The 16594-nt window shown below is 30.7% G+C and carries 17 protein-coding genes; all 17 read left to right on the forward strand.

The features are described from left to right. Positions 1-5: 5 nt before the first annotated feature. The 17 genes from EO083_RS04570 to yajC are packed head-to-tail and all read left to right on the forward strand — an operon-like array spanning position 6 to position 16586. A complete protein-coding gene (locus EO083_RS04570) occupies positions 6-1199 on the forward strand; it encodes an inorganic phosphate transporter (RefSeq protein WP_126993001.1) in 1194 nt (397 codons plus the stop codon). A 32-nt stretch (positions 1200-1231) separates the two neighbouring features. Further along, the gene (locus EO083_RS04575; RefSeq protein ID WP_126993002.1) at positions 1232-1876 is read left to right on the forward strand and encodes a hypothetical protein; all 645 of its coding nucleotides are present in this window, start codon (positions 1232-1234) and stop codon (positions 1874-1876) included. Positions 1877-1887: 11 nt separating this feature from the next. Next, positions 1888-4185, forward strand: coding sequence for an endonuclease MutS2 (locus EO083_RS04580; RefSeq protein ID WP_126993003.1), 2298 nt, complete (start codon positions 1888-1890; stop codon positions 4183-4185). 5 nt (positions 4186-4190) lie between these two features. Then, on the forward strand, positions 4191-6278 hold the full coding sequence (locus EO083_RS04585; RefSeq protein WP_126993004.1) for a cell division protein FtsA: 2088 nt from the start codon (positions 4191-4193) through the stop codon (positions 6276-6278). Positions 6279-6282: 4 nt separating this feature from the next. Next, entirely contained in the window at positions 6283-6648 is a 366-nt protein-coding gene (locus EO083_RS04590; RefSeq protein WP_126993005.1) for a carboxymuconolactone decarboxylase family protein, read from the forward strand. Then, positions 6626-9304 carry a DNA polymerase I gene (gene polA, locus EO083_RS04595; RefSeq protein ID WP_126993006.1) on the forward strand — a complete coding sequence of 893 codons (2679 nt, stop codon included), beginning with the start codon at positions 6626-6628 and terminating at the stop codon, positions 9302-9304. Before EO083_RS04590 ends, polA begins: the two co-directional genes overlap by 23 nt. Beyond that, positions 9304-10749, forward strand: a complete 1446-nt coding sequence (locus EO083_RS04600; protein ID WP_126993007.1) for an exodeoxyribonuclease VII large subunit — start codon at positions 9304-9306, stop codon at positions 10747-10749. Before polA ends, EO083_RS04600 begins: the two co-directional genes overlap by 1 nt. Then, positions 10721-10990 carry a hypothetical protein gene (locus tag EO083_RS04605; protein WP_012579416.1) on the forward strand — a complete coding sequence of 90 codons (270 nt, stop codon included), beginning with the start codon at positions 10721-10723 and terminating at the stop codon, positions 10988-10990. Before EO083_RS04600 ends, EO083_RS04605 begins: the two co-directional genes overlap by 29 nt. Beyond that, entirely contained in the window at positions 10971-11519 is a 549-nt protein-coding gene (locus tag EO083_RS04610; protein ID WP_126993008.1) for a chromate transporter, read from the forward strand. Before EO083_RS04605 ends, EO083_RS04610 begins: the two co-directional genes overlap by 20 nt. Further along, positions 11482-12189, forward strand: coding sequence for an NAD-dependent protein deacylase (locus EO083_RS04615; RefSeq protein WP_126993009.1), 708 nt, complete (start codon positions 11482-11484; stop codon positions 12187-12189). The genes EO083_RS04610 and EO083_RS04615 overlap by 38 nt, the downstream gene beginning before the upstream one ends. Then, complete coding sequence (locus tag EO083_RS04620) at positions 12186-13181, forward strand: lipase family alpha/beta hydrolase (protein WP_126993010.1); 996 nt, start codon at positions 12186-12188, stop codon at positions 13179-13181. Before EO083_RS04615 ends, EO083_RS04620 begins: the two co-directional genes overlap by 4 nt. Beyond that, the gene (locus EO083_RS04625) at positions 13181-13657 is read left to right on the forward strand and encodes a DUF3242 domain-containing protein (protein WP_126993011.1); all 477 of its coding nucleotides are present in this window, start codon (positions 13181-13183) and stop codon (positions 13655-13657) included. The genes EO083_RS04620 and EO083_RS04625 overlap by 1 nt, the downstream gene beginning before the upstream one ends. Further along, a complete protein-coding gene (gene rnhB / locus EO083_RS04630; protein WP_241229969.1) occupies positions 13654-14319 on the forward strand; it encodes a ribonuclease HII in 666 nt (221 codons plus the stop codon). The genes EO083_RS04625 and rnhB overlap by 4 nt, the downstream gene beginning before the upstream one ends. Then, positions 14297-14983 carry an FAD-dependent thymidylate synthase gene (gene thyX, locus EO083_RS04635; protein WP_126993012.1) on the forward strand — a complete coding sequence of 229 codons (687 nt, stop codon included), beginning with the start codon at positions 14297-14299 and terminating at the stop codon, positions 14981-14983. The genes rnhB and thyX overlap by 23 nt, the downstream gene beginning before the upstream one ends. After that, positions 14983-15333 carry a DRTGG domain-containing protein gene (locus EO083_RS04640; protein WP_004103723.1) on the forward strand — a complete coding sequence of 117 codons (351 nt, stop codon included), beginning with the start codon at positions 14983-14985 and terminating at the stop codon, positions 15331-15333. The genes thyX and EO083_RS04640 overlap by 1 nt, the downstream gene beginning before the upstream one ends. A gap of 26 nt (positions 15334-15359) precedes the next feature. Further along, a complete protein-coding gene (locus tag EO083_RS04645) occupies positions 15360-16175 on the forward strand; it encodes a bifunctional 5,10-methylenetetrahydrofolate dehydrogenase/5,10-methenyltetrahydrofolate cyclohydrolase (RefSeq protein ID WP_126993039.1) in 816 nt (271 codons plus the stop codon). An 18-nt stretch (positions 16176-16193) separates the two neighbouring features. After that, positions 16194-16586 (forward strand): preprotein translocase subunit YajC, encoded by a 393-nt coding sequence (gene yajC / locus EO083_RS04650; protein ID WP_126993013.1) that lies wholly within the window; start codon positions 16194-16196, stop codon positions 16584-16586. The last annotated feature ends 8 nt before the right edge of the window (positions 16587-16594 follow it).

The following is a 16594-nucleotide window of genomic DNA, read 5'->3' on the forward strand; positions in this document are numbered from 1 at the left end:
ATAAAGTGCTACTGATAGTAGGAGCATTTTTGGTGGGTTTTGGTATGGCGTTTTCCATAGGTGCAAATGATGTTGCAAATAGTATGGCAACAGCTGTTGGTGCAAAAGCAATAACGCCTAAACAAGCAGTTATAATTGCTTCCATTTTAGAATTTTTAGGTGCAGTTCTTTTTGGAGCACATGTTACCAAAACAATTGCAAAAGGTATAGTTGATTTAAATATGATATCTGATCCAAATAATATACTGGTTGGTGCTTTTTCTGCATTAATTGCTTCAATTATTTGGATATTGCTTGCTACTTTTTGGGGAATGCCAGTTTCAACAACTCATTCAATAGTTGGTGGAATGGTCGGTTTTGGACTTGCTGCTGGTGGACTTCAAATAGTAAATTGGATGACCTTATTAAAAATTGTTATTACCTGGATAACTTCGCCACTTATTGGTGGAGCAATGGCTTATGTGATCTTTAAATTTATTTCCTTTTCAATCTTACATAGAAAACATCCAGCTAAAGCTGCAAAATATGTTGCTCCAATTTTGTTAGGTGTTGCATTTTATACAATTGCAGTACTTTTTGTTGTAAAAACAATGAAAAAGGATATATTATTAGGAAATTATGCAGGAATTATAATCGGGTTTTTAGTTTTCCTTGTCTCTTTTTTATATTTGAAAAGAGCAAAAGTTGGAGATAATGAATATGATATAGTTGAGAAAATTTTCAAGAAAGCACAAGTTGTAACTTCATGCTATGTCAGTTTTTCTCACGGGGCAAATGATGTAGCAAATGCAGTAGGTCCACTTGCATTAATGTACATTATAATAACTACTGGTAGTGTAAAGGGAGCTATTGAAATACCAAAATATATTTTAGCTTTGGGTGGTATTGGTATATCTTTTGGTGTTGCAATTTTAGGTTACAGGGTTATGAAAACAGTTGGTCAAGATATTACTGAACTTAATAACACTAGAGGCTTTTCAATTGATTTTTCAACTGCAACCACAGTTCTTATAGCTTCTACTATGGGAATGCCCATTTCAACTACACATACAGTGGTAGGTGCAGTATCAGGTGTAGGTTTTGCAAGAGGAATAGAAGTTGTAAATGTTGGAATTTTAAAGAACATAATTATTTCCTGGTTTGTTACAGTACCATTTGCAGCTGGAGTTAGTGCTCTTTTGTATATAATATTGACGTAAGTTGTGATATAATTATTTTCGGAGGTGAGATAATGAAAAAAATAATGATAATAGCATTAATTGCAATTTCACTTGTTTCTTTTTCATTTACAAGGTATCAGGAAAGAACATTTGGAATTAGAATAAATAATCCTGTAGATTTAAAAAATGATATTTTGCCAAAGCCTGAGTTTATTGATAATCTGATTTTATATTATGGATACCAAAAAAATATTGATCCTCAGCATAATTCACCTGTCTCATATGGTTTTGGAATATATTCAAATTTGGACTTTGACAGCGAATACATAGTCCGAGGTGCTTCATTTGATTTTGCAGTAAAAGTTTTTGGAGTAACATTATTTAATGAAGGTGAAAAACTTCAATTAGGATTTCAAGGTGAAGTTTTTTATAAGAAGGAAATTTTTCAAAAAGAAGCTGGTTCAAGCAGCAATTTATCTGATTTTGGAAGCGTAAGTTTTTCACATTATAACAAAATAATTGTGAATTCATTTACTTTAAAACCGGGGTTACGAGCAGATTTTATTTTTAGTAAAGATGTTACTTTTAGTGGAAGGGTCTATTATAACATTCAATTTTTCATGGGAGCAAAAACGGAAACAGGTAAGGAAGTAACAAGTGGTATAGAACCTATAAATTCTATTGATTTTGATGTTGCCTTAAATATAGAATTTTAAAGGGGAGTGCAATGAAACGATATATTGATTTTGACAGAGTTTTTCAAGATTTTTTGAAATATACTTTTTCTTCATACGGCCAAGAGTATTTGAAAAGATTGGTTGAAAATAAGCCCAAAGATGATGAGTATGAATACTTAAATGAAATATATGAAATACAGGTAACCCAAGGGTTACCTGTATTTCATAGGCTTGATGATATAAGGCCTATACTTGAAAAAACGAAAAATTATTCAGTTTTACTGCCAGAAGAGATATTTAAAATAAAAGATTTTTTGGTGTTTGTTGAAGATGCAAAAAAAGTAGTACCTAGTTCTAGATATAAGCTTTCGTATTATCTTTCTAAATTGGGGGATTATTCTTCAATTATTGAGGAAATCGACAGAATTTTTGATTCTGATGGCAATGTAAAAGATAATGCATCAAAAAATTTGTCAGTTATTAGAAAGGAAATAAAAAGACATCAATTAGAAATAAAGCAAAGAATTGAAAAGTTTATTTCGAAAAATAGTAAGTATTTGCAAGAGCAATTGTATACAAAAAGAAATGGTAGATATGTATTTTTAATAAGATCCGGTGCTCGTGGTAATTTAGAAGGTATTGTACATGGAACTTCTAATACAGGTGCAACTTTATTTTTTGAACCAAAGGAGTTTATTGCACTTAATGATAAATATGAAATTTTACTTAGTGAGGAAAAAATTGAAATAGATAAGATTTTAAGGGGAATAACAAGCAAAATTCATGATAGATACGGTAACTTAATGAATGATATTGAAATTGTGGGTTTTTTTGATTCATTGTATGCAAGAGCTAAATATGCATATGAAAATAAAGCTATTGTTGTAAAACCCGATGGGAAATATTTAAAACTTGTTAATGCAAGACATCCATTGATACCAAAGGATATTGTTGTTCCCATTTCAATTGATTTACCAGTGGATAAAAAGGGGTTAATAATTACTGGGCCAAATACTGGTGGAAAAACAGTTACATTAAAAACTATAGCTCTATTTATCTTTATGGCACAACATGCAATGCCTATTTTGGCAGATCACGGTACAAGAATTCCTGATTTTCAATTGTATTTAGATATTGGTGATTCTCAGGACGTAGTTGAAAATTTAAGTACTTTTTCATCACATATGGTAAGAATTATTGATGCGATAAAAAATGCTGATGAAAATTCTTTGGTAATTATAGATGAACTTGGTTCTGGAACTGATCCATTTGAAGGTAGTGCACTTGCTATTTCAATAATTGAATATCTAATTGAAAAAAATATAAAGTTTGTTATTACAACTCACCTTACCAATGTTAAACTTTTTGCTATGGAAAGAGATGATATTATTACCGCATCTATGGAATTTGATCTTGAAACGTTAAAACCAACTTATAAACTATTATTAAATACTCCAGGAGCCTCTCATGCATTTGAAATATCTGAAAGGTTGGGGCTTCCTAAAGAAATTGTTGAGAAAGCAAAGCAGCATATTTCAAAAGATCATTTAAAAATTGAAAACTTAATCAAAGGATTGAATTCAAAAGTAAGTGAACTTGAGAGTAAAAAATTAGAACTTGAAAAAACATTAGATGAATATGAACGGTTGAGGAAAGAATATGAGAGAAAATACAATGTTTTAAAGATGAAAAAAATAGAAGAATTAGATAAAGAACTTAGAGAAATGTATAAAGAATTTAGAAATGCAAAAAAAGAACTTCAAAACGCACTGTTTTCTGCTAAAACTAAAAATGAAAGTTTAATAAAGAAGAGACTTAAAAATATAGAAGAGAAAGAAAATACTATACAAGAAATTGATAGCAAAATCGAAACGATGAAATATCCTGAAGTTGAAGGGGAAATTGGTGTTGGAAAGTATGTAAGATTAAAAGACGGAACAACGGTTGGAAAAGTTATAGAGAAAAGGGGCGAAAATAAATTCTTGGTTGATTTCAATGGGTTAAAGATAGAAGTTAAAAAGAACAAACTTATACCGGTAGATGTTCAAGATGATAAACAAACTTATGATGTTAGTGAATCAGTTCATTTAGTATCATTTAGTCCTTTGAAAAGTAATGAAATTGATTTGCGTGGAATGACAGTTGAAGAGGCATTAGATGTTGTTGATAAATTTATAGACGATCTTGTCTTATCAGACTTTTCAACTGGATATATTATTCATGGGAAAGGAACTGGAAGTCTTGCGTCAAATATTTGGAATTTCCTTAGAAATGATAAAAGGGTGAAAAGTTATCGCTTTGGTAGGCCAAGTGAAGGTGGAGTAGGTGTGACGGTTGTGGAGGTGTAGTAGCCTTGATTTTTGCTTTGGATGTAGGAACGAGAAAAATTGCTGGTATTTTAGCAACTTTGGAAGAAGAAAAAATAGTAATCCATGATGTTGTAATAAAAGAGCATGAACATAGAGCCATGCTTGATGGTCAAATTCATGATGTAGATAAAGTTGCAAGAGTTGTAAAAAAAGTAAAAGAAGAGCTTGAGAAAAGAAATGATGTAAAATTAGAAAAAGTAGCAGTCGCGCTTGCAGGAAGATTTCTTCAAACTGCAATAGGAGAGTATGAAGAGGATATATCCCAAGTTAACGAGATAAGTGATGAAGTTGTGACAAGGTTGGAATTGTCTGCAGTAGATAAAGCTGTTCAAAATATCCAATCGGAAAATATGTACTGTGTAGGGTATTCTGTTATAAGGTATGAATTGGATGGGAATTGGCTTAAAAACATAAGGGGCTTACGTGGAAAAAAGGCGAGTTTACAAGTAGTAACAGCATTTTTACCGATTCAAGTTGTTGATGCAATGATTTCAGTTTTAAGAAAAGTAGATCTTGTAATGACCCACATGACATTGGAACCTATTGCTGCTATAAATGTTACAGTTCCTGAAGATTTAAGAATATTAAACATTGCGCTTGTTGATGTTGGTGCAGGAACTAGTGATATTGCAATATCCAAAGAGGGAACAATTGTCGCATATGGTATGGTTCCTCTTGCAGGTGATGAAATTACGGAGGCAATAACGAAAACTTTGCTTGTTGATTTTTCAACAGCAGAAGAATTAAAAAGGTGGCTTTCTAGTAATAGTAATGACGATAAGAAATTATATAGAAATATTTTAGATAAAGAAAAGGAAATAACAAGAGATGAACTAAAAAAATTAGTTTCTCCGGTAGTTCAAAATATTACGGATAAAGTTGCAGAAGAGATTTTAAGATTAAATGGTCAGGCTCCTCAAGTTGTAATGGTAGTTGGAGGTGGCGCAAAGGTACCGGGTTTTGTAGAATCTTTGTCAGAAAAATTGGGAATAGATCTCGATAACATATCTTTAAAAAATGCAAAGAATTTAAATATTATTGATAACACAGGAATAATTGAGGGAAGTGAATTTGTTACACCTATTGGCATTGCATATACCGCTCTTACCAGAAGTGGAACAATTTTTGAACAAGTTTTTGTTAATGATGAACCAATTCAACTTGTTGGATTTTCTGGTGGCCATACATTAAGTGACGTTTTATTACAATGTGGGTATTCTCTTTCAGAGCTAATTGGGAAACCATCAGAGTCAATTGTGCTTGAAGTGAATGGGAAAATGAAAATATTAAAAGGGGAGCTTCCAAAACCAGCACCGATATTTATAAATGGTAAAAAAGCAAGTCTAAGGGATAAAGTAAAACACGGTGATAGAATTTTTGTTGGGAAACCTTCTCAAAATTTTGAAAAAAAATATAGGTTGTATGATGTTGTACCGCCAATTGAGCTAGATTTTGGAGGTAAAATTGAGTATTACTATCCACCAGTGAATTTAAACAGCAATGTTGTAAATGAAAATGTTGAATTGAATGATGGGGATATTATAAATTATGATCCAGTGTTTGTTGGAGCCATAAGGGAAAATTTGGAAAAAAATCTTGCAAATGTAGAGTTTTTCTTTAATGATGTATATTTTGAAAAAAAGCAAGGAGTTGTGAAAATATACAAGGGTGATTTGCAGCTTTCAGATAAAAATCAAGTTAATCCTGGCGAGAAATTGAGGGTTGTATTAGAAAAGAAACCCTTAAAAATTGCTGATATAACACAAGGAGAAATAAAAAGGGTAAAAATAAGTTTGAATGGTAAAGAGGTTATTCTTGAAAAAGATTCGCTGCTTTATGAAGTAAATGGGGTAATTGTTAGTAAAGAGTATGAGATAAAAAATGGTGATAAAATATATTCAACAACTCCTGAAGATAGTTCAATAATAGTAGCCGATATATTTACCTATCTTGATGTTGATTTAAAGAAAATAAAGTCATATCAGCTTTTAAAAAATGGTCAAACTGCCTTCTTTACAGAACCATTGCAAGATGGAGATGAAGTAATTTTTACATATGAATTGAAAGGGTGAAAGTATGAATCTTGAAGAATTTAAAAAATTCAGAGAAAAAATGAATGAAAAAATTCTTGAAGAAGGGACTTTAAATACTAAGAGATTTTTTAACTTAGATGGAAATGTTTACAAAAAGGGTGCATTAGACGAGAAAACGAAGGAATTAATGGGACTTGTTGCTTCAATGGTTTTAAGGTGTGATGATTGTATTACTTATCATATGATAAGGTGTGCGCAACTTGGAGTTAGTGATGAAGAATTTTTTGAAACTTTTAATGTGGCATTGATAGTTGGAGGTTCAATAGTAATTCCTCATTTAAGACGTGCTGTTAAATTGCTTGAGGATATCAGGGAGATGCAAAAAAATGGGAAAGATGTTTCTATTTGATGGAACTGGATTAGTATACAGAGCATTTTATGCTATAGATCAATCTCTTCAAACTTCATCTGGTTTGCACACTAATGCTGTATACGGACTTACTAAAATGCTTATAAAATTTTTAAAAGAACATATCAGTATTGGAAAAGATGCTTGTGTTTTTGTTTTAGATTCAAAAGGTGGTAGCAAAAAAAGAAAGGATATTCTTGAAACATATAAAGCAAATAGGCCATCAACGCCTGATTTACTTTTAGAGCAAATTCCATATGTAGAAGAGCTTGTTGAGGCTCTTGGAATAAAAGTTTTAAAAATAGAAGGCTTTGAAGCTGATGACATTATTGCTACGCTTTCTAAAAAATTTGAAAATGATTTTGAAAAGGTAAACATAATAACTGGAGATAAGGATCTTTTACAACTTGTTTCTGATAAGGTTTTTGTTTGGAGAGTTGAAAGAGGAATAACAGATTTGGTATTGTACGATAGAAATAAAGTTCTTGAAAAATATGGGATCTACCCAGAACAATTCAAAGATTATTTATCCCTTGTTGGTGATCAGATTGATAATATTCCAGGGGTTAAAGGAATAGGAAAGAAAACAGCTGTTTCTCTTTTGAAAAAATATAATAGTTTAGAAAATGTATTAAAAAATATTAACCTTTTAACGGAAAAATTAAGAAGGCTTTTGGAAAATTCAAAGGAAGATTTGCAGAAAAGTGTAGAACTTGTGGAGTTGATATATGATGTACCGGTGGATGTGGAAAAAGATGAAATAATTTACAGAGGATATAACCCCGATAAGCTTTTAAAGGTATTAAAAAAGTATGAATTTTCATCTATAATTAAAGAGTTAAATTTACAAGAAAAATTAGAAAAAAAATATATACTAGTAGATAATGAAGATAAATTGAAAAAACTTGCAGAAGAGATAGAAAAATACAAAACTTTTTCAATAGATACGGAAACAACTTCACTTGATCCATTTGAAGCTAAACTAGTCGGGGTCTCTATTTCCACAATGGAAGGTAAGGCGTATTATATTCCAGTATCTCATTTTGGAGCTAAGAATATTTCTAAAAGTTTAATAGATAAATTTCTAAAACAAATTTTGCAAGAGAAAGATTATAATATCGTTGGTCAGAATTTAAAATTTGACTATGAAATATTTAAAAGCATGGGAATTTCTCCAAATATTCCACATTTTGATACGATGATTGCAGCCTATCTTTTAAATCCAGATGAAAAACGTTTTAATCTTGAAGAGTTATCCTTAAAATATTTGGGTTATAAAATGATCTCGTTTGATGAATTAGTAAATGAAAATGTACCATTGTTTGGAAATGACTTTTCATATGTCCCACTAGAAAAGGCCGTGGAGTATTCTTGCGAAGATGCGGATGTGACATACAGAATATTTAGAAAGCTTGGTAGGAAGATATATGAAAATGAGATGGAAAAGTTGTTTTACGAAATTGAGATGCCCTTAATAGATGTTCTTTCAGAAATGGAACTAAATGGAGTGTATTTTGATGCGGACTATTTAAAAGAATTATCAAAAAAATATCAAGAAAAAATGGATGAAATTAAAGAAAAAGTTTTTGAGATAGCTGGTGAAACGTTCAATTTAAATTCTTCAGCTCAAGTAGCATATATATTGTTTGAAAAATTGAATATTGCTCCTTACAAAAAAACAGCGACTGGTAAGTTTTCAACTAATGCGGAAGTTTTAGAAGAACTTTCAAAAGAACATGAAATTGCAAAATTGTTGCTGGAGTATCGAAAGTATCAAAAATTAAAAAGTACATATATTGATTCAATACCGTTATCTATTAATCGAAAAACAAACAGGGTCCATACTACTTTTCATCAAACAGGAACTTCTACTGGAAGATTAAGTAGTTCAAATCCAAATTTGCAAAATCTTCCAACAAGAAGCGAAGAGGGAAAAGAAATAAGAAAAGCAGTAAGACCTCAAAGACAAGATTGGTGGATTTTAGGTGCTGATTATTCTCAGATAGAACTTAGGGTTTTAGCGCATGTAAGTAAAGATGAAAATCTACTTAAAGCATTTAAAGATAATTTAGATATTCATACAATTACTGCTGCCAATATATTTGGTGTTTCAGAGATGTTTGTTAGTGAACAAATGAGAAGAGTTGGAAAGATGGTAAATTTTGCAATTATTTATGGAGTTTCACCGTATGGTCTTTCAAAGAGAATTGGTCTTAATGTTTCAGAGACAAAAAAAATAATAGATAACTATTTTAGATACTATAAAGGAGTTTTTGAGTATTTAAAAAAAATGAAGGATCAAGCAAAGAAAAAAGGTTATGTTACAACGCTTTTTGGAAGGCGCAGATATATTCCACAGTTAAAATCGAAAAATGGTAATAGAGTTCAAGAAGGAGAAAGAATAGCTGTAAATACTCCGATTCAAGGAACAGCAGCTGATATAATAAAGATAGCTATGATTAATATTCATAATAGATTGAAGAAGGAAAATCTACGTTCAAAAATGATATTGCAGGTTCATGATGAGTTAGTTTTTGAAGTACCCGATAATGAACTAGAGATTGTAAAAGATATAGTAAGAAATGAAATGGAAAATGCAGTCAAGCTAGATGTTCCTTTAAAAGTAGATGTTTATTATGGAAAAGAGTGGGAATAATGGCAGGGGTAAAGGAGTTTAAAGATCTTATAGAATTAAATGAATATGTTACAAAAAAAATAGAAATGACGGGTCTTACAAGTGAAACATTTAGGTTTTATGCTGATGTCGTTAGAGCCAATAACCATTCTACAGGATTGTATATTGATGTTTCACAACCTTATACTGCAAAGAATGGAACAAGAAATATTGAAATTACAGTGTATGTACCTAGATATCTTGCGCCAAAAATTTTGGAAGTTATAAAAATTTCTAATGTTAAGGAGCTTGTTGGGAAAAAGTGGATTTTCCAAGGAAGACTTTCTTTTTTCAGAGATAGAATGAGTTTTACCTTCTATGCAGATACAATAGCTCCGATGGGAGAATCTGAGATTGAAAAAAGAAGAAAAGAAATATTGAAAGAGCTTGAGGTTAGGAATTTATTAATGAAAGAAAAGCATGATCTTTCTGAATTGCCACCGATAAAAAAGATTGCCATTATAACATCTAAAAGTGCAGCTGGTTACGAAGATTTTTTAAAAAACTTGACAGTTCATTATTTGTACCGTCCTATTGTGCATCTTTATGAATCACCTATGCAAGGGGCACAAACTGCCTCCGGTATCATTTTAGCGCTTAATCGTATAAGAAAATCGAATATAGACTATGATGTTGTTGTCATTGCTCGTGGTGGTGGTGCAAGAAGTGATCTGATGTATTTTGATGATTTGTCACTTGGAATAGAGATTGCAAAATTTAATGAGTATTGCCCTATTTTGTCGGGTATAGGGCATGAAAGAGATTTTACAATCCCGGATTATGTTGCCTGGAAGAGATTTGCTACTCCGACAGAAGTTGCAAGAGCTATATCAAAGCAAATAGAAGATAATGTAAAAAAATTAGATGATAGTTATAATGACTTAAGAATTTTACTTTCTAATGTTTTTAAAGTCTATGAAAGAACAGTAGAATTAGGTTTGATAGATTATATGAAGAAAGTTATAGGAAGTGATTTTATAAAGATAGTAAAAGATCTGGATGAAACTTATGAAAAGATTGAAAATTTTGTTAGTTACAAAATAAATGATTCATCTCAGAGATTATCTGAAGATTTTTTAAGGTTTATATCTAATTCTCTCGAAAATAAGTTGAAATCCAAAAAAGATAGTGTTGAAAATTTTGAAAAAATACTTGAAAGAGATATATCAATTTTACTTTCAAATAAAGAAACAATGCTTAATGAAACATTTCAAGAGCTTTTAAAACGAGAAGAATTTGCACCACTTTTATTTGGTGGGGCATTGGTTATGAAAAGTGGACATTTTGTGAAAAGTATTAGACAGATGAAAATAGGAGATAAATTAGATTTATTTTTGAAGGACGGAAAAGTAAAAACTAAGGTTGTAACAGAGAAAAAAATAAAAAAGGAGGAGCTTTATGGAGGACATACTCTCTTTAGAAATTGAAGATATGGAAAAATTAGATTTTAATGAATTAGTTGAAAAAATAGAGATTGTAAAGAATTATTTTCATAAAAATGATGTTGATATTGAAGTTGCAATAAAGTTGTATGGAAAAGCAGTTGATTTGCTTGCAGTTGCAAGAAAAAAGCTTATAAATTTTAAAAAGGAGAAAGAGGAAATAGATAAAAAATATATGGAGTTTTTAGAGAGGTTAGAACAAGAAAATGAAGAAGAATTGTTTTAAAAAAAGTTTTGAATTGTTTGGAAAATTCTTCATAACCTCCCTTTTTACTTTGGGAGGTGGTTATGCTATGGTTCCAGTTTTAAAAAGAAAATTTTCCAAGTATATCGATGAGGAAAAATTTGCAGAAATTTTATCTTTTGCACAATCAATGCCAGGGCCAATAGCTATAAATTTAGCTATATTAATAGGCGAGCAAGTAATTGGATTTAGTGGAATATTGCTTTCTGTTTTAGGTGTATTAATTCCTCCTGTGTCAATAATTATATTAGCAGGAAGTATAATTGGGAAATATTCAGCCCAATTACATGGTTTTTTTGAGGGAGTTTATGCATCTATAATAGGTCTGGTTCTTGGTGTTTTATATTCTATAGTGAAAATTCAAAAGTGGAATCTTTTAAAAGTTATTATATTGTTAGCTTCAGTCCTTTTTGCGGTATTTTTTAGAAATTTTTCAATATATATATTTATTTTTTTAGTAGGGAGTTTTTATTATGTTAAAAGAATTAATAAGGATAATAAAAAATGGTAATATTGTAGTTTTGACAGGAGCTGGTATTAGTACCAAGAGCGGAATACCAGATTTTAGAAGTGAAGATGGACTCTATCAAAAATATGGAGAGAAAATTTTTGATCTTCAATTTTTCTTTGAAAATCCTTCTGCTTTTTATAGTTTTGTATACAAAGAGTTTCCAAAAATGTATGATGCAAGACCAAATTTTGCTCATATGTTTCTTGCAAAGCTTGAAAAAAATGGATATATAAATGGTATTATAACTCAAAATATTGATAATCTTCATTACAAAGCAGGCTCGAAAAATGTATTGGAACTCCATGGGAATGCTACAAGATTTTATTGTACAAAATGTGGAAAACAATCAAAAAACATTTTTGATGGTTATATTTGTGAGTGTGGGGGATTAATAAGGCCAGATATTGTATTTTTTTCAGAAAGTGTAAGATATTTAGAAGAATCTTACTCTTTGATTGATAATTCAAGCACTTTAATTGTAGTTGGAAGCTCACTTCAAGTTTATCCTGCTGCGTATTTGCCAATTTATGCTAAAAAACAAAATAAAACTTTAACGATAATAAATAAAGATAAGACACCGTTAGATGATTATGCAGACATTATCATATATGATGATATAGTTAAAACGTTTGAAAAAATTGCTAAATATTTTGAGGAGGTTGTTGATTGAAAAGATTTATATTAGTCTTATTTTTACTAGCGGTTTCAACAGTGCTCTTATCTATTCCGTTATATAGTTATAAAATGAGCGGGGTTGTGGTTTTTAGAAGTTTAGGCATAAAAATTAAACCGTTTTTTGAATATGATGAGGTGGAAGTTAAAGATTATTTTCCATTTGAACCTGAATTGATTACCGTTAGAGAAGGTAGAAAAAAGCTTATTTTGATTCATGGGATAGCTCCCAAAGAGGTAGATGAGAAGTTGGGATTTTACAAAAAAAGTATGATTGATACTTTTAAAGAAATAATGCCAGATGATGTTGGTATATATTTTTTTCTTTATCCGTCCCTTTCGGTAGATTTACAATATAGTTCTAAAAAGCTGATTGAATTGACAGATTCTTTTAAAGAAATTTATGTTTATGCACACAGCATGGGTGGGATTTTACTAAGATATGCTCTTCAAGATAAAGAGTTTTCAAGGAAGGTAAAAAAGGTAATTTTTGCAGGTACACCGCATATTGGAAGTCCACTAGCACAATTAATATTTTTAAAGACTAGTATTTTGAATTTTTTCACAACACCAAAAGTAGAGCTTATAAAGAGAGCGCTTTTACTTGCGAATTTTTTTAATGGTTATATTTTAGCCCCAAATTATAAATATTTAATTTTTGGTAAAAAATTTCCTCCTATTCCTGATTATATAAAAAGAGTAAATTTTGTTGGAAGATTAGAGGTTAGTGTTGAGACTATTGATGATATTTTAAAATCAAATCCGATATATTTTACAGGACTATATTTTTTAAAGTATATTGTGGATAATATTTATCCTGAGAATTCAATTTTTTTAGAAAATGACGGAATGGTTCCAGTTTTTAGCGCAACTCAGGATAGTGATATTAATTTTATATTTTATGGTGCAGATCATGCAGACCTTGCAATGAGGCGTGATATAATAGAAAAGGCAGCTGAGTTCTTTGGTTTTATTGGGGAGGGAGTTTAATGGGAAAACTTTTAGTAGCAATAGTTTTGGTGCTATTAATAGCATTTAGCTGTACTTTAATAATTAAAACACCTTCTTTGCCTGTTAGTTTTTCATTAAAGAGTGCAATTAGTTTATTAGATAGCTTTGAATATCCGTTGGTAGAGGCAGGAGAGATAAATTCTTTGTATGGTGTGCAGCTAAATAGAGGAATGTATGGAGTATTTAAAAACTTTGATGGAATGTTTTACGTATTTAAATATGAAGATGAAAAGCTTACTAAAAATGACTGGAATAGATTGATAAAGACATTTGGAAGTATTCTGAAAATTAATTATTTTAAATTTAGTTTATTTGATAGAGGTTATTTGCAAACAAAGTTTGAAGACCTTAATGTTATTACATGGTGGAAAGGAAATTGGTTGTTTGTAATAACAGGGAATAATTCTAAAGAATTCTTTGAATATATTAATAAAGTTTATGGGATGATTCAATGATGGTAGTTGCAGGTGTTGATGAGGCAGGAAGAGGTCCATTGTTTGGCCCTGTTGTAGCAGCTGCAGTAGTTTTAAATGAAGAAATTGATGGACTAGATGATTCTAAAAAACTTACAAGCAGAAAACGTGAGAAGTTGTTTTTGGAAATAATTAAAAAAAGCTATTTTGCAATTTCTATTGCAACTGCTGATGAGATTGATAAATTTAATATTTTGCATGCTACAGAAATTGCTATGAATAGGGCTTTAGAAAAATTAAAGAAAAAGGTAGATTTTGATATAGCATTTGTTGATGGAAAAAATTTAAATTTGAATTTTCCTTTTAAATGTATTGTGAAAGGCGATTCATTAGTAAAGGAAATTTCTGCTGCATCAATATTAGCTAAAGTTGTTAGAGATAGGATAATTGTTTCATATGCAAAAAAGTTTTCAAGTTATAAGCTAGAGAAACATAAAGGCTATCCAACGCAACTTCATTTAAAATTAATTAAAGAGCATGGGTTGACTCCCTTGCATAGATTGACTTATAAACCTGTTATGGAATTATTAAGTATAACTCAACTTGAAGAATGGTATAAAAGTGGTATGATAGATGAAGAAAGGTATAAAAAAATAATTAGCAAAATGGAGGTGCCTCTTTTTGGAATACAAGATACTAGATAAGGGATTTTTAAGGCTTGTGGATATGATGGGAGATGATTATGCAGCTGTTAAAGCTGCTCGTGTTTCTTATGGAAAAGGTATAAAGACACCTGAAAAAGATAGAAATCTTATATTTTATCTTATGGAGCATGGTCATGAAACACCATTTGAGCACATAGTTTTTACATTTCATGTAAAAGCGCCTATTTTTGTAGCAAGGCAATGGTTTAGGCATAGGATTGGATCTTTTAATGAAGCAAGCTTAAGGTATACAGAGCTTAAGGATGAATTTTATATCCCGGATCATGTAAGAAAAAACGTAGTTGAAGATAAACAAAAAGCTATAAGAGTTGATGATGAACAGTTAAAACAAAAGGCTTTAGATTTAATAGAATCTTCGATAGAAAATTCATATAAAGTGTATAAAGAGCTTTTAGAAATGGGTGTAGCAAGAGAAATGGCAAGGATTGTTCTTCCAATGTCTTCGTATACACAATTTTATTGGACCGTTAATGCAAGAAGCTTGATGAACTTTTTAAATCTTAGAGCGGATTCTCATGCTCAGTGGGAAATACAGCAATATGCGTTGAATATTGCAAATATTTTTAGAGAAAAATGTCCTTGGACTTTTGAAGCATTTTTAAAGTTTGCGTATAAAGGTGATTTGCTAAAAGGGGGGGAATAATGAAATTAAAAGAGATTATAAATCTTTTAAATGCTAAGGTAATTGTTGATAATGGAATAGAAAATATTGAAGTTGAAAAAGTTGCTGCATCTGATTTAATGAGTGATGTGTTGGCATTTGGTGAGGAAGGTTCATTGCTTGTAACAGGGCTTGCAAGCCCTCAATGCGTAAGAACTGCAAGTGTTGTAGGAATACCAGCGGTAATTATTGTCAGAAATAGAGAGATAATGCCAGAGACTATAAAAATAGCAGAATTAAACGGTATAAGTTTGATCCTTACAAAATATGGTATGTTTGAAACCTGTGGTATTTTATATAAGCATGGTCTTAAACCAATAAATAAATTTTAAAACAGTACTCAAGGGGGATGAGCAAATTGTTAATTGATGTTAAGCCATTATATTCTGAAATTAAAAATTTAATCATAGACCGCATGTCTAAGTTAAAAAAAGTACCAAAATTGGTTGCAGTAACTTATAAGCCAGATCCTTCAACAATAAGTTATTTAAAAAGTCAAGAGAAAGCGGCAAAAAGATTTGGGCTAGATTATGAAATTTTTGAGGCTTCTAATTCAAGTGAAGTGTTAGAAAAATTGAGGAAATTATCTGAAGATAAAAGTATTAATGGGATTTTTGTTACTCATCCTTTACCCGAATTAGATGAAATGTTGGTTTTTGAAAATCTCTCTCCTGAAAAAGATATTGAAGGAAGACATCCGTATAATCTTGGAATGTTAATGTATGGAAATGAGTTTTTTGCTCCATGTACTGCTGAAGCCGTAGTAAAGATTTTAGAAAATGTTACAGAAATCGCGGGGAAAAACGTTGTAATTATTGGAAGAAGTACAACTGTTGGAAAACCTCTAGCAACTATGCTTTTAAGAAGAGATAGAAGTGCAACAGTGACGGTATGTCATACAAAGACAAAAAATCTTGCAGAAATTACGAGAAATGCTGATATTATTGTTGCGGCTGCTGGAAAAGCAGGACTTGTAACCAAAGAAATGGTAAAAGCTGACTCAATTGTTATCGATGTTGGAATAAATGTAGTTGATGGGAAAATAGTAGGAGATGTGAAGGAAGAAGTATCTGAAATTGCAAAAGTTACACCTGTCCCAGGAGGTGTTGGTAGGATAACTACTGCATTATTAATGGAACATGTTGTAAAATCAGCAGAAAAAATGAATTTTTAAAATACAGGAGGTGTTTTTATGGCAAATATTGTTTATTCAGGTGTCCCTGATCCATCAGCAAGTACGGGTGGTGCAACAGCTGCTGCTCCAAGTGCTGCAGGTGGATTATTTCAAATGTTGTTTCTTTTATTGATCTTTTTTGTAATGATGTATTTTTTGGTAATTCTACCACAAAGAAAGCGTGAAAAAGAATTTAAAAAGATGATTTCTGAAATTAAGAGAGGAGATACAATTATAACCTCTGGTGGTATTGTTGGAAAAGTTATCGATGTAAGAAAAGATACTTTGAAAATAAAGACAAGTAATACTACCGAACTTGAAGTAGCAAAAGTATATATTTCAAAAGTTTTGAAAAATAAAGATAAAACAGAAGAAAATTCTAAATCTAGTCAAGAAGACAATAAAGAATAAGCCAGGGG

Source organism: Thermosipho globiformans, assembly GCF_003990895.1.
Lineage (GTDB): Bacteria > Thermotogota > Thermotogae > Thermotogales > Fervidobacteriaceae > Thermosipho > Thermosipho japonicus.